This is a genomic window from Paenibacillus sp. FSL H3-0333 (genome assembly GCF_038002805.1).
GTDB lineage: Bacteria > Bacillota > Bacilli > Paenibacillales > Paenibacillaceae > Paenibacillus_AQ > Paenibacillus_AQ silagei.
Window position 1 is genome coordinate 3,375,844 of record NZ_JBBODG010000001.1, and the last position, 14,161, is coordinate 3,390,004.

The following is a 14,161-nucleotide window of genomic DNA, read 5'->3' on the forward strand; positions in this document are numbered from 1 at the left end:
AGTTCTGTGAAATTAAGTTTAAAAGTTAAAATGAGCATCCTGTTGTTTCTGATTATCAGTATCCCGCTGGGCATATCCGGCTATGTATCCTATCAGCTGGCATCCGGTGCCTTGCAGAAGACGATTGAAGAGGAATTAAGAGGGACCACTACTTCCGCTGCGAAAGCGGTGGATGCCGAGCTTGAAGCGGTTGGCACGAATCTGGGGATCGCCAGCAAGAATAGCGTATTGGCCGATTTTGCCGGGAATCCGTCTGTGGGCTCCCTCAAAAGCACAGCGTTTAATTATATTTCTGGTGTGCAGAAAGATAACGCCAAGCTATTGGAATCGCTGATTATCGCAGATACAAACGGTAGGGTGCTGATGACCAGCAGCTCTGAGGCGCCCGGGGCTGATGTGAAGGACCGTGCATACTTTCAGGAAGCGCTGCAGGGCAAGGACGCAGTCAGTGATGTTATCCTGTCACGGGAGACCAATCAGTACATCGTAGCGATCGCCAGACCGCTGCGGGTGAAGGATCAGATTACCGGCGTGCTGATCGGAACCGCCTTGTTTGAGAACATCGCTGCGCCGGTTACCGGGGTGAAGATTGGAGAGCATGGATACGGATATATGCTTGACCGTACCGGCCTCATCGTCTCGCATCCGGAGCAGGACAAGGTGCTGAAGGAGAAGCTGGACAGCGGCAGCAATGCTGAATTGAATGCGCTGGTCCAGCGGATGAAGGCGGGAGACACCGCGCATGGCTTCTACACCTATGAAGGCGTACATAAATATGTTTCTTTTCAGCCCGCAGGCCATTGGGTTGTAGCCACAACGGCAAATGTGGAGGAATACATGGCTCCGGCGGCCGAAATCCGTAACACTACGCTGATCCTCATCCTGGTCTGTATTGCCGTTGCTATGGTGGCAGCGTATTTCTTCACCACCCGGAATATTGTGAATCCGATCCGGAAGCTGGAGCGGGCGATGGGTCTGGCAGGTGACGGCGACCTGACCGTTCATACGTCCATTCAAACCGGAGATGAGCTCCAATTGCTGAGTGAATCGTTCAACACCATGATTGACAAACAGGAGGCGATTATTGAGAAAGTGAGAGCGGGTTCCCTGTCCCTCACCTCCATGTCCGAGGAGATGGCGGCATCTTCAGAGGAGATCAGCGCCTCTATTCAGGAGATCAGCTCCAGTACCCAGGAGATTGCATCCGGCGCAGAGAACAACAACCAGTCGGTCATCAATGCTTCCCAGGTGCTCGTTCAGCTCTCCAGTCTGGTGCAGCTGGCGCAGAGCAAGGCGTCGGCTACCTCCGGCAATGCGGAGACTACCCATCAGGCGGCACAGGAAGGCAGAGCCAGAGTCATTCATACCGTAGAAGCAATGAATACCATTCACAGCAGCACCAAAGAGACCGAAGCATTATTGTATACGGTCAGCGGGTTGTCGGAGCAGGTATCCGCAATTACCGGTACCATCAACAAGATTGCCGAGCAGACGAATCTGCTGGCTCTGAATGCGGCAATTGAAGCCGCGAGAGCAGGAGAGAACGGCCGGGGCTTCAGTGTGGTGGCCGGTGAAGTCCGGAAGCTGTCGGATGAGACCCACACCAATGCCGGTGAGATTACGGATCTGGTCAACGAGATGATCTCGCGGATCACCGAGGCTGTAGATTCGATGAGAGGCGCGGCCGGAGCAGTAGAGAGCGGCGTGAGCATTGTGAATGAGACGGACCGAGCCTTCGTCCATATCATACAATCTGTTGAGATGATCACGGACAATGTGCAGGAGATTCTGGATATTACCAGAGATGAAGTAGCTACCTCAGACCAGATCATCAAGCTGATTGATTCCATGGGCACGATCTCGGAACTCGCGGCAGCAAACACAGAGAATGTATCCAGCGCTACAGAAGAACAGGCAGCAACGGTTAATAATTTTGCGGCCTCCGCTCAGGAGATCAGTGCCATGGCTAATGAGCTGGAGATTCTTGTAGAGAAATTTAAAATCAGGGGTGAGTAGCTTGAGCGAGATGATCATTGAGATGCCGGAGCTGTTCTCGGTTGAGGAAGCCGGTCAGTTCAGGGAGACAGTACGGGGTTATATTCTTGGGGGACATTCAAGCTTCCTGCTTGATTTCGGGACCTGCCGTTTCATTGACAGTACGGGTCTTGGAGTGATTGTCAGCTCCTATAAGAAATGTGTAGAGGCTGGAGGTACCATCAGGCTGACGGGGCTCAATGACAATGTGCGGAAGATTTTTGAGCTGACCCGCCTGACCAATGTGTTTGAAATCATATAGACCTGTTAACTTGAACAAAGGCAGGGCCGCCCTTCGCAGGACGGTCCTGCCTTTGCCGTTGCTTCCGGTTGAATCACTTGATCCTGCAATGTGGCGCATGCTGCTAATCGGTAATATTGCGTGTGTAATACTCGATGATATCCTTGCGGCGGATGATGCCGAGGAAGATTCCGCTGTCGTCCACTACCGGAACGAAGTTCTGGTCTGCTGCCAGGGTCAGCATATCCTCCATCTGCGCGTGGATCTCGACGCTCTCGTTATGCACATGACGCTGAATGGTGCCGACGGTCACCTCGTTCATATTCGCGAAGCTCAGACCGTCGGTATTCTTCAGCTTCCATAGCAGATCGCCCTCCGACAAGGTCCCAACATATTTACCGGCATCGTCAATAATCGGAATGGCCGAATAATAATGATTCTCCAGCTGTTCCAGCGCTTCCCGCATGGAGATCGAGGAGGTGATGTACGCAACCTGATCCTTGGGCAGCAAAAATGAGGATATTTCCATAGGTTAGTCTCCTTTACAGTAGGATGAAATACATAACGTTATTACAATTAAAACATAGAACAGGATGTAAGCGCATTAAAAATCAGGTTACAACTTTGAAATGTTATGGTTAGGCTGCGATTACTAGACCATACAAAAAAGGATATGCCGTCCTCCCAAGGGAAGAAGCGTCATATCCTAAGCCCTTTTGTGAATAGGAAACTACCTGAGGGAGTTAGCCGTTCTGGCCGTTGTCGTGGCTGAGCTGCCATTGGATGCCGAATTTGTCCTTCAGGTTCCCGTAGGCCTTGCTCCAGAAGGTCTCCTGCAGCTCCATGTGTACAGTGCCGCCTTCTTTGAGTTTGTTGAACCAGAGACGAATCTTCTCTTCATCTGTATCCGTCACCGTTAGGCTGATATTATTCCCTTCCGTGAACGGCATGCCGGGGAATACGTCAGAGAACATGACCGGGCTGCCGGCAATCATCAGATTGGCGTGCATGACGAGGTGTTTGGCTTCTTCCGGTACAGGATGGGACGGATCTGGCGGAGCCTCGCCGAAGGTCATGATATGCGGAGGTTCGGTCCCGAACACCTCAGCGTAATATTCTACAGCCTCTCGGGTATTGCCATTGAAATTCAGGTACACATTGATTGCCACAGCTGTCACTCCTCTTGTGTTAAATTAAGGCAAGGACGATACGGTCCCATTGTAGCATGTGCCTGTGCATTCACAAATATTCGGGGCAGGCTGTGCCAGTCCCTTGTGCGGATCAGCTGCAACTATTAATGGGCAAATTTTCCTAAATTATGCTATCCTTAGAGAGTTATAGCAACCAGTCACACTAAAGGAGAATGGCCGTATGACAGCAATCAGACAGTTGTTGCCGGGTGAGGAGAAGCGGATCACTCCATTGATCCGAGAGGCGTTTGATGTACATATTGCCGCCAATTATTCAGCGCAGGGTGTTATTGAATTCTACAGGTACATTGAGCTTGCCGCCATTGCAAGGCGGATGCTGGAGAATCACGAGATCTTCATCGCGCTTACCGGGCAAGAGATTACAGGAATCATAGAGCTGCGTAATCATCAGCATATCTCTCTGCTGTTCGTGAAGAATGCATATAAAGGAACCGGAATCGGCAAGACCCTGCTGTGGCATGCGGTTGACCGGATGAGGACGGGAGGGAGCACGCAGATCACGGTGAACTCTTCCCCGAATTCTACTGGCTTCTATGCCTCCCAGGGATTCGTATCGCTTGGTGAAGAGGAAGAAGAGCATGGGATACGTTCACTGAGCATGAAGCTGGATTTGAAGGGATAATGGGTTCTGCTGCCTCGCACAAATGCTCCATACGTCATGGAAATGGACGGTGGGGTATTTTTTTGTGTGCGGCCAGCAGGAATAAACTGGAGTGTTATCGAATATTAGCGATTATCAACATAATTCGACTTTCAACTACATACATAAGCGGGGTTTTGCACAATGAAAACATGGAAAAAGACAGCATTCTTGATCGTTACCTTCGGACTTATCTTTCTGCTCCCGTTACTCGGCAGTCTGGCGAAATGGAAGGGGATGCCGCCCGGTTACGGGGATTTCCCTGCTCAGAAGGTCGAAGCAGACCCCGGATTCAGCCTGCTCTATTTCTCGCTCGCCTGTGTCGTGGCCCTGATCATCACACTGGTCCTGGTATTCCCCGGATGGTTCGGCTTCAAGAAGACGGAGGAAGCACCCCGGAAGACGGGGGCGGCCACCCCTTTCCCTGTCTGGTTCTGGTGGAGCCTGCCGGTGCTTGCGCTTAGCTGGTTCCTGATGTGGGCACGGGTGGAGCTCTTTATCTCGCTGGAGTCTTACACGTTTGTTCCCCTCTGGTGGTCCTTTATTCTGATTCTTGACGGGCTGGTCTACCGGAGAAATCATGGAGCCTCGATCATCTCGCGCAAGCCCCGGGTGATGCAGCTGCTGGCGGTGGTGTCCTGCTTCAGCTGGTTTGCTTTTGAATACCTGAATTTCTTCGTCCTGGAGAATTGGTATTACCCTAATAATGAAGTGTTCTCTAACTTCGGCAATGTGTTCTGGTTCTCCTTATCCTATACCACCGTTCTTCCGGCCATCTTCGAATGGTATTTACTCCTCAAGACCTTCCGTCTGTTCCGCAACCGTTATAGCCATGGGCCTAAGCTGAACGTATCACGCATGTGGCTGATCATCTATTATATTCTCGGGCTGATCCTGGCCTTCGGCATGGGCTATTATCCGTACCTGCTGTTCTGGGTGCTGTGGGTTGCGCTGGTTCCGATGCTGTCCGCAGCGATGGCGCTTGCCGGTTACTGGACCCCCTTCACCCCGGTGAAGAACGGAGACTGGTCTAAGGTGATTCTGGTTGGGCTGGCTACGCTGTTCAACGGCTTCTTCTGGGAGTTCTGGAACTTTGGCAGTGAATGGTTCCATGACGATGCCCCTACCAATCCGAATTACTGGAAATACTCGGTGCCTTATCTGGACAAGTTTCATATTTTTTCCGAGATGCCGGTTCTGGGGTATTTCGGTTATCTGTTCTTTGGGCTGAATTGCTGGATTATCTGGCTGATTGCTGCCTATGTATTTAAATTCGATGCCGATATTGAGGTTACGGAAGAACAAGGCTAAAGGTGGAGTACAATGATTGCTAATGACCATTATCAGGTCCTGGAGACCATTTCAGATAATCCGATAAAAGCTGTATACCGCTGCACAGAGGCTTCTTCTGCAGAAACGGTCATTCTCAAGGTGTTGAAATCGGAATTTGCCGGAACCGAAGCGGTGATGCGCTTCAAGCAGGAATATAAGCTGCTTACTGAGCTTAGCACCACCACAGAAGGGGTTATCCGTCCCCTGAGGCTTGAAGAGCAGAACGGTCTGTATGTCATGGTCCTTGAGGATATATGCGGACGTTCGCTGAAGCGGATTCTGGCGGAGGAGCAGCCGGGGGAGGAGGATTTACTGAGACTGGCGGTCAAGGTTGTGGATATTCTCGGCTCCATTCATGAGCAGAACGTGATCCATAAGGATATCAAGCCGTCGAATATCATCTGGAACCGGGAGCGGGATATTGTTCAGGTGATTGATTTCGACCTTGCGGTGAAGCTGTCCAAGGAGAGACGGGATTTCCAGAACAGCGGCGTGCTGGAGGGCAGTCTGCTGTACATCTCACCGGAACAGACCGGCCGGATGAACCGGAATATTGATTACCGGAGTGACTACTATTCACTGGGTGTCGTCCTGTACGAGATGATGACCGGCCTTATGCCGTATCCATCGTCCGAGATGCTGGAGCAGATCTATTCCATTATTGCGAAGGAAGCTGTCTCTCCTTACCATGCAACCGGAGGCAGGGTTAGCAGGGGCTTGTCGGCGGTCATTATGAAGCTGATGGAGAAGTCGTCGGAGGACCGGTACCGCAGCGCTCACGGCATTAAGGCCGATCTGAAGAGATGCCTGGCCGGGCAGGCGGATTTCGTGATTGGAACGGAGGATCTCCTGAACACCTTCCGCATTCCGCAAAAAATAGTCGGTAGACAGCAGGAGCTGTCCACCCTGGAGGCGGCCTTCCGCAGCAGCGTTAACGGGAGTTCACAGGTTATGCTGGTCTCCGGTGATGCAGGTGCAGGTAAAACAGCACTGGTCCATGAGCTGCACCGGACGATCAGCCGGGAGAAGGGGGTGTTCGCGGAAGGGAAGTTCGACCAGTACAATAAGAACATTCCGTACAGTGCGCTCATCCAGGCCTTCCGCAGACTGGTCAGCCAGCTGCTGGAGAGTCCGGATGAGGAGTACAGGAGTGAAGTCAGCCGTTCACTGACCCGGCTGCTTGGCGGCAACGGAGGTGTAATTACAGGATTAATCCCTGAGCTTGCCTCCTGGATGGGGACCCAGCCGGAGCCGGAACCGCTGAGTCCGGCCGAGGAGACGAACCGGTTCTTCCTGACCTTTGCCAAGTTCGTGCAGGCCATAACGCAACCGGACCGGCCGCTGGTTCTCTTCCTGGATGATGTCCAGTGGGCGGATTATTCCAGCCTGAAGCTGGTGGAGAAGCTGATGCTGGATAACCATCTGCAGCGGATGTTTGTGATCTGCTCCTTCCGGCAGAATGAGATCCATGAAGGTCATCCCTTGTTCGCCGCGATGGTTAAGATCGGCAAAAACCGTGAGGTTGGACGTATTCATCTTCAGCCGCTGCAAGAGACAGATGTACAAAGCCTTGTGGCGGACACCCTATACAGCAGCATGGAACGCGTTGAAGGAATTACCGGACGGTTATATAAGCGGTCCAAGGGGAATTCCTTTTTCCTGACGGAAATTCTGAAGGATCTTTACCGGCGGGGGATTATCTATTTCGACAAGCAGGACGGGGAATGGAGCTGGAGCCTGGAGGAGCTGGAGGCGCTGCCGGTCCATGACAGTGTGGTGGATTTCCTGGTCGGACAGCTGCAGCATCTGCCGGAGGAGGTCCGTCATATCCTGATGCTCAGCTCGGCGGCCGGGAGTGTGTTCGATTACGGGATGCTGACGCTGATCGGAGAAGAAGCGCCGGAGGTGATTGCTGCTGCGGTTACCCGGGCGGTCCAGGAAGAATATATCGTCCCTGCCGACCACAAATACGCCATATTCTCGGCTACACTTGCCGAATCCGGCCGCGAGGCTGCGCAGATGGGCATCCGGCTGAAATTCGCCCATGACCGGATTCAGCAGGCCTTCTATCAGCTGCTCGATCCTGAACGGGGGAAGAGACTTCATCTTAGTATCGGCCGGCTGCTGCTGCGGAATCTCGGAGAGGAGGAAATCGAGGACAAGCTGGTCGATATCGCAACCCATATCAATAAAGGGCTGGAGTTGATCACTGATAGCTCGGAGGCGCGTGAGATCGTCGCTCTGAATCTGCGGGCAGCACATAAATCCAAAGCAGGATACGGGTATGATTCGGCCTTCTTACTGCTTGAAGCGGCAATGGAATTGCTCCCGGAGCAGATCTGGAGTACAGACCCGGGGCAGGCGGCGGAGATCTACAGGCTGTATGCGGAATGCAGCTATCTCACTCATCATATCGATCAGGGGGACCAGGCTTGCCGTCTGCTGCTGGAGCAAACTACGGAGCGGATGGCTATTGCGGAAATCTATGAGATGCAGACCAATCATTATATGTACCTCGGCATGATGCCCGAGTCGATTGCTTCGGGGAGACGGGGACTGAAGGCGCTCGGAATTAAGATTCCGGCCAAGGTTGGAATGCCCGCCGTCCTTAAGGAGCTGCTGGTCGTTAAGGCCGCGCTGCGGGCGAGAACGCCGGAGACGATTTTTGCACTGCCGGAGATGCAGGACCCGGAGATGAAACTGGTGATGCGGCTGCTGGTTAACTTTATACCGCCGGCGTTTATCTCGGGGGAGACCTCGCTGTTCGGGCTGGTGGTGCTGAAGAAGGTGGGGCTAACGCTGAAATACGGCAACTCGCCGGAGTCGGCGCTTGCTTTCATCGGCTATGCCATGCTGTTGTCCGGCTTCGGGGATACCCGGGGGGCCTTCGCTTATGGACGTCTCGGGATCAGAATTAATGACAAATTCAATGATCTGCAGTGGAAAGGCGGGGCGCATGTCCTGTATACGCTGTTCAGCCACGCCTGGACCGAGCCTTGGGATACGTTGCAGGACTGGTTCGGCACCTCCATTGAAGCCAGTCTGCGGACAGGCGATCTGCTCTATCTGGCCCATTCCGCCTTCTATGTGAATCTCTGGAATCCGTCGATGGACATCCCGGCTTTGCTTCAGGAAAGTGCGCGTACGATCTCTATGATTGAGAACACGAAGTACAGGGAGTCGCTTGCCACAGCGCAGCTGGCCCGCCAGTATTACCTCAGTCTTGCCGGAGAGCTGCCGGACCGCACCTCATTCAACAATGAAGCCTTCAGCGAAGAGGTCTATCTGCACGAATTGCAGGAAGCGAGGTATTACTCAGGGATTGCGATCTATTATATCTACAAAATGAAGCTGCTGTTTCTCTACGAGAAGCATGATGAAGCGCTGGAGTATATCGAGCGGGCCTATCCGATTATCGGGACGCTGGCCGGTTCGGCTTTTATGGAGGAATTCGCGCTCTACACCTTCCTGAATCTGGCATATGCTTACAAGGATTTGGGTGTGAACGGCAAGCGGAAGGCCAGGTCCAAAATGCGCAAGGAGCTTGGCCGGGTACGCAAATGGGCCAGCAATGCACCGGGAACCTTCCGCCAGCATGAATATCTGATGAGGGCCGAATGGGCCCGGATCTCCGGGAACAGCACGCGCGCAGGCTATTATTATGATCTGGCCATTGAGGCCAGCGAGCAGGGAAGCTTCGTCCGCTATAAGGCACTCTGCAACGAGCTGGCGGCCCGGTACTATATGGACAAGGGCTTCAACGAGTTCGCCGCCTATCTGCTCAGACAATCCGAATACTATTATTCGGTCTGGGGCGCCAAGGAAAAGATCGCGTTCATCAAGGAGCGATACCCTGCTCTTGACCAGAAAATCAGCACCAAGGAGTTCATGCACGGCAGGACGGTGACCGATTATACTGAGAGCATTGATCTGAATTCCATCATTCTGGCTTCACAGGCCATCTCCAAAGAAATTGAGCTGAACCACCTGCTGGAAGCGCTGATGGAGATTGTGATCATGAATGCCGGGGCGCAGCGGGGCTGCATCCTGATGACCTCCAAGGCCAATCTTCTGGTCGAAGGGGAATATAAAGCGGACACGGACCGGATCTCTGTGGCCATTCATGAGTCGCATCAGCTGGACAATCTGCCTGCTGCGATCATCAGACAGGTGGAGGAGAGCCGGGAGAGCCTGATCTACAATGATGCCTATTCCGAGACTCCATTCGTGAATGATCCTTATATTGTGAGGCAGCAGCCGAAATCGATGGTCTGCATGCCGCTGATTAACCAGAATAAGACGATTGCCATCATCTATCTGGAGAATAATCTGGTCACCGGTGTATTCACCGAGGAACGGATGAAGATTATCAATCTGCTGTCCAGAGAGATGGTCTTCTCGCTTGAGAATGCCAGTCTGTATAATGAGCTTGAGCGCTCTGAGGAGAAATACCGCCAATTAGTCAACAACCTGCAGGACGGGGTGTTCGTGGTCCAGGATATGCGGTGTGTCTATGTTAATGAGGCGCTGGAGCAGATGCTGGGCTATGAACCGGGCGGGATGCTGGAGCAGCCCTTCGGGAATTTCATTACGCCGCCGGAGCGGGAGAAGGTAATGCATTATTATGCCAGACGAGTCGAGGGCAAGCAGGCACCGGAAGAGTATGAGACTAGGCTTTTGCATAAAGATAAGTCGCATGAAGTTATCGTCATTCACAAGGTTGTCCGGATTATGTATCAGGATAAGCCGGCGATTCAGGGAACGATCAAGGATATTACCGAGCGGAAGAAGGCGGAAGAAGAGCTGCGGCGCCACAAGGAGCATCTGGAGGAACTGGTTGCCGAGCGGACGAAGGAGCTGGAGTTCAATAACGGGGAGCTGAGCAAATATATCGGACTGATTGAAAAGATCTCGATCACCGATGAATTAACCGGGCTGTACAACCGCCGATACTTCAATAAGCTGTTCCTGGATGAGGTGGACAAGGCTGCTGCAGGCAAACGGTATTTAACCTACCTGATGCTGGATATTGATTATTTCAAAAAATTCAATGATACCTACGGACATTATGAAGGCGATACGGTACTGCGCAGAATCGGCGGGGTACTGAAGGAGCTGGCTGAACAGGCGGATGGAACCGCGTTCCGGTTGGGTGGTGAAGAATTCGGGATTGTGGCCGCCGGACTTACCCCTCCAGAGTCCCGTGTGTTCGCTGAATTGATCAGACGAAGCATTGCGGAGCTGGGGATTCAGCATGACCTAAGTCCGGAATACGGAAGAATTACCGTCTCTATCGGCGTAGCCGCCGTACTTGTTGACGGTCTGCGCGAGGAGGATATCTACAAGCTGGGTGACGATGCACTGTATCAGTCAAAGGCGGAAGGGCGCAACTGTGTTACATTGTTCGAGCGATAAGATTCAAGCGATAAGAGATGTACATAAATAAATAGGATTAGGGAGCTGTTGAAGCAATGAATACCGAACAGGAATCAGGACAAGAATCAGAAATGGACCAGCTGCGGAAGGCGCTTGAAGTATCTTTGCCCCTGGTGCAGCGGCTGTTTCCGCTGGACGTAATGTTTGCCTTAACCGATACGGAGAAGTTCATCTATCATCTACCGGGCAAAGAGCTGCATGCCCGGGTCGGGGAGGGGAGTCCCATTCCGCCTAGCGGGGGAATCCGGACTGCGCTAGAGAGTGGAGAAGAAGTCAGCGCCATTATTCCCAAAGAAGTCTACGGGCTGCCCTTTAAGTCCTCATCGATGCCGATCCATGACCGGAACGGGGCGGTTATTGGCGTGTTCACGATCGGAATCAGCCTCAGCAATCAGGTAACACTCAGCGATGCAGCGAATGCGCTGGCGGTGACCTCTGACGAGATCAGCTCGACATCGGTAGAGATTGCAGGCACGGCCTCGGATCTGGCGAATACTGTAGGGGATCTGAAGGAGCTGGGCCAGAAGGTGGTAGAGGATCTGCAGCAGACCGACGAGATTCTCGATTTCATCCGCAAGGTGGCGGAGAATTCCAACCTGCTTGGGCTGAATGCAGCGATTGAAGCGGCGCATGCCGCTGAGCATGGACGGGGCTTCGGCATCGTGGCTCAAGAGATCCGCAAAATGTCGGTATCCAGCGCTTCATCGGCGAAGGATATTGCCGGCATTCTGCAGATGATCAAGCAGAAGATTAACCAGATGGATGCGGTGCTTACGGATTGTCTGGCACAAAGCGAACGTCAGGCCGCAGCCACAGAGGAGATTACCGCCTCCATGCAGCAGCTCGCTGCTTCCGCCGTGGAGATTGAGAGTATCGCTCGTCTGATCTAGTCCGCACCGGTCTCTAGTGTCAAAGAGCTCCTCCCCTGCATATAGTATCTGGACGAATGCCCAGTGTTACTTAAGGCTACAATCCAGTCTGAGGAGGAACTAACCATGCTAGATCCAGTATTGCAGGCACCGGACCTGAAGCTTGCCGCCGATTCTAATCAGGTGCTTAATTATAAGCGGGATGCGAACAATTATATTACGCAGCTTTTTGCCGAACAGCTGCCGGCGATACGTAACGGGTTCTTCAATGCCCATATGAGCAAAGGCTTCATCGTCCAGCCGCACTGGCACACGAACGTGACGGAGATGATCTTCGTGATTAGCGGAGAGCTGATTGCTTCGGTATTCGATCCGTTCACCCAAAAGCTGATGACCTATCATCTGAAGGCCGGACAAATTGCTGTCTTCCCACAGGGCTGGTTTCACTGGATTCTGGCCGAGAGCGAACAAGCCCATTTCCTGGCGATCTTCGATGCGCCGACACCGGATATTGTATATGGTTCAGACTTCCTGCGGGCCGTTCCCGCAGAGGTAATCCAGCGCGCGTATTGTATTAATGAAGAGGAGTATGCCAAGGCCGTGGCTCCGCTGAAGGAGTCGATTATTCTTGGACCGCCTCCGGGCTGCGCCGTGGCAGGGTCTGCCGGGGGAATGAATATAGGCCCGCCCGCCAAAAGCATGCCCGCCTACGCAGCCCAGCAGCCCGCTGCAGCGTTCTATCCTTATCCGATGTATCCGCGCCGTTAAGCGGCGGCTACGCTATACTAATGAACAGAAAAAGCAGGCCAGGGAGGAATTCCTTGGCCTGCTTTCTATGGAATACAGGATTTGCGTGGTTTATTTCGCTTCTTCCAGCTTGTGGTTAAGGTCCTTATATTGACTCAGCAGTGCGGACAGTGCCTGCTTAATTGCTGCTGCATCTGTGGCTTGTGCAGCTTCTGCCAGTGCAGCTTGTGCTTTGAATAAGCCATCGATGTACGCCGCATGTAAGGTTACCACATTGGCAAGCTTGCCGGATTCCAGAGAGTCAGGCACCGTTAGTGCGAGGCTTGCAGCTGCTGAGGCGGACGGAACTGCCTTAACACTGCCCCCAGTTGTCCCGTATTCCGGCACAGTGGCAAGCGGAAGCGTTTCTGCGTCCGTCAATGTTCCAGGCGTGGCTAATTGCACATCCATAATACCGGTTTTTTCTGTCCATGGAGCGGCAGACGTTGGCGTGGCGAGAACCACATTAAGCGCCTTCGTGCTTGTTAATGCATGGTAGCGGCTGAGCGTATCCCGCCAATCCTGGGAAGTTTCCGGGGCATAGCTGTTCACCAGCGCCAGAACCTGCGGTTCAAGCAAGGGGAGCAGCCTACTGCCATTTGTGGATGCAGCGGCTGTGCTTATGGTGGCAGTGGGTCCCTGTGCTGGGGGCGGCGCGATTCCCGTATCCGCGAAGACCGGGGTGGCGATACTGGACAGCAGCAGGGTGGATAGAGCCATTCTTTTCACAATTAGACGATTCATGTACGAACACTCCTTCAGGTGGTTTGTCTTACAGTTCTCACTATAGCGGGCTTCTGTGGCAGGAGAGGGTCAGCAATGTGGAAAAACAATGGCAGCGCCCAATCCCGCTCACCCGCTTGCTATAATGGTGAAGAGACAAATCACGGAGGTTACCTGGATGAACAATCAAACGGTCATTGCCGTTGTGGACGATGACGAGAATATACGCAATCTGGTGGAAGCTTATTTACATAAAGAGAATTACCGGACGATTGGCCTTGGAAGTGCCGAGGAGGCGTGGGATTTATGGAGGAATGATCCTCCCGGCATGTGGGTGCTTGATATTATGCTTCCGGGAATGGACGGCTATGAGCTATGCAGGCGTATCCGTGATGAGGCGGAGGTGCCGATTATTATGATCTCAGCCAAGGATAATGAAGTGGATAAAATCCTGGGTCTGGAGCTGGGCAGCGACGATTATCTGGTCAAGCCCTTCAGTCCCCGTGAGCTGGTAGCCCGGATTAACCGCCAGCTGAAACGGTGGGAACGTCTTCACGAATCCCAGTCTGCAGCTGTTCTGCCTGCAGTGCATACAGGGATAGAGCTGGGCAGTCTGCTCCTGCATCCCGAAGAGAGAAGATCCTTCTGGCGGGGTGATGAAGTGGAGCTGACCAGCAAGGAGTTCCTGATGCTGATGGCCTTTGCGGGAAGTCCGAACCGGGCCTTTACGCGCGAAGAGCTGCTGGGCCATGTCTGGGGAGAGGATTATTTCGGCAGCGACCGTGCTGTCGACCACCTGATCAAGCGCATCCGCAAAAAAATGGACGGCCTGCCGCTGGAATCGGTCTGGGGTCACGGCTACCGTATGAGAGAGGTGCAGGAATGAAGA

11 protein-coding genes are annotated in these 14,161 nt (G+C 53.1%); 8 read left to right on the forward strand and 3 right to left on the reverse strand.

Features of this window, described 5'->3' with window-relative positions; genetic code table 11:
- Nucleotides 1–6: 6 nt before the first annotated feature.
- Together MHH78_RS14775 and MHH78_RS14780 are read left to right on the forward strand one after the other, a co-directional pair.
- The gene (locus MHH78_RS14775) at nucleotides 7–2,016 is read left to right on the forward strand and encodes a methyl-accepting chemotaxis protein (protein WP_341167823.1); all 2,010 of its coding nucleotides are present in this window, start codon (nucleotides 7–9) and stop codon (nucleotides 2,014–2,016) included.
- A gap of 10 nt (nucleotides 2,017–2,026) precedes the next feature.
- Nucleotides 2,027–2,296 carry an STAS domain-containing protein gene (locus MHH78_RS14780; RefSeq protein ID WP_036733063.1) on the forward strand — a complete coding sequence of 90 codons (270 nt, stop codon included), beginning with the start codon at nucleotides 2,027–2,029 and terminating at the stop codon, nucleotides 2,294–2,296.
- A gap of 103 nt (nucleotides 2,297–2,399) precedes the next feature.
- Here MHH78_RS14780 and MHH78_RS14785 read toward each other — a convergent pair whose 3' ends face one another.
- On the reverse strand, nucleotides 2,400–2,804 hold the full coding sequence (locus MHH78_RS14785; protein ID WP_036733033.1) for a CBS domain-containing protein: 405 nt from the start codon (nucleotides 2,802–2,804) through the stop codon (nucleotides 2,400–2,402).
- 214 nt (nucleotides 2,805–3,018) lie between these two features.
- A complete protein-coding gene (locus tag MHH78_RS14790; RefSeq protein ID WP_076084946.1) occupies nucleotides 3,019–3,444 on the reverse strand; it encodes a VOC family protein in 426 nt (141 codons plus the stop codon).
- A gap of 202 nt (nucleotides 3,445–3,646) precedes the next feature.
- Here MHH78_RS14790 and MHH78_RS14795 point away from each other — a divergent pair, with 202 nt between their 5' ends.
- The 5 genes from MHH78_RS14795 to MHH78_RS14815 all read left to right on the forward strand — a co-directional run bounded on the left by MHH78_RS14795 (nucleotide 3,647) and on the right by MHH78_RS14815 (nucleotide 12,531).
- A complete protein-coding gene (locus MHH78_RS14795; RefSeq protein ID WP_341167824.1) occupies nucleotides 3,647–4,108 on the forward strand; it encodes a GNAT family N-acetyltransferase in 462 nt (153 codons plus the stop codon).
- 162 nt (nucleotides 4,109–4,270) lie between these two features.
- On the forward strand, nucleotides 4,271–5,437 hold the full coding sequence (locus MHH78_RS14800; protein ID WP_076084940.1) for a small-conductance mechanosensitive channel: 1,167 nt from the start codon (nucleotides 4,271–4,273) through the stop codon (nucleotides 5,435–5,437).
- Nucleotides 5,438–5,449: 12 nt separating this feature from the next.
- A complete protein-coding gene (locus MHH78_RS14805) occupies nucleotides 5,450–10,873 on the forward strand; it encodes a diguanylate cyclase (protein WP_341167825.1) in 5,424 nt (1,807 codons plus the stop codon).
- Nucleotides 10,874–10,929: 56 nt separating this feature from the next.
- On the forward strand, nucleotides 10,930–11,784 hold the full coding sequence (locus MHH78_RS14810; protein WP_083685710.1) for a methyl-accepting chemotaxis protein: 855 nt from the start codon (nucleotides 10,930–10,932) through the stop codon (nucleotides 11,782–11,784).
- Nucleotides 11,785–11,889: 105 nt separating this feature from the next.
- On the forward strand, nucleotides 11,890–12,531 hold the full coding sequence (locus MHH78_RS14815) for a cupin domain-containing protein (RefSeq protein ID WP_083685708.1): 642 nt from the start codon (nucleotides 11,890–11,892) through the stop codon (nucleotides 12,529–12,531).
- Nucleotides 12,532–12,621: 90 nt separating this feature from the next.
- Here MHH78_RS14815 and MHH78_RS14820 read toward each other — a convergent pair whose 3' ends face one another.
- On the reverse strand, nucleotides 12,622–13,293 hold the full coding sequence (locus MHH78_RS14820; RefSeq protein ID WP_341167826.1) for a hypothetical protein: 672 nt from the start codon (nucleotides 13,291–13,293) through the stop codon (nucleotides 12,622–12,624).
- Between the two features lie 157 nt (nucleotides 13,294–13,450).
- Here MHH78_RS14820 and MHH78_RS14825 point away from each other — a divergent pair, with 157 nt between their 5' ends.
- Entirely contained in the window at nucleotides 13,451–14,158 is a 708-nt protein-coding gene (locus tag MHH78_RS14825; RefSeq protein ID WP_341167827.1) for a response regulator transcription factor, read from the forward strand.
- Nucleotides 14,159–14,161 lie beyond the last annotated feature (3 nt).

Coding starts and splice junctions, on each gene's coding strand:
- MHH78_RS14795 (WP_341167824.1), top strand. CDS start 3,647: ATGACAGCAATCAGACAGTTGTTGCCGGGTGAGGAGAAGCGGATCACT.
- MHH78_RS14810 (WP_083685710.1), top strand. CDS start 10,930: ATGAATACCGAACAGGAATCAGGACAAGAATCAGAAATGGACCAGCTG.
- MHH78_RS14815 (WP_083685708.1), top strand. CDS start 11,890: ATGCTAGATCCAGTATTGCAGGCACCGGACCTGAAGCTTGCCGCCGAT.
- MHH78_RS14820 (WP_341167826.1), bottom strand. CDS start 13,293: ATGAATCGTCTAATTGTGAAAAGAATGGCTCTATCCACCCTGCTGCTG.
- MHH78_RS14780 (WP_036733063.1), top strand. CDS start 2,027: ATGATCATTGAGATGCCGGAGCTGTTCTCGGTTGAGGAAGCCGGTCAG.
- MHH78_RS14805 (WP_341167825.1), top strand. CDS start 5,450: ATGATTGCTAATGACCATTATCAGGTCCTGGAGACCATTTCAGATAAT.
- MHH78_RS14800 (WP_076084940.1), top strand. CDS start 4,271: ATGAAAACATGGAAAAAGACAGCATTCTTGATCGTTACCTTCGGACTT.
- MHH78_RS14825 (WP_341167827.1), top strand. CDS start 13,451: ATGAACAATCAAACGGTCATTGCCGTTGTGGACGATGACGAGAATATA.
- MHH78_RS14785 (WP_036733033.1), bottom strand. CDS start 2,804: ATGGAAATATCCTCATTTTTGCTGCCCAAGGATCAGGTTGCGTACATC.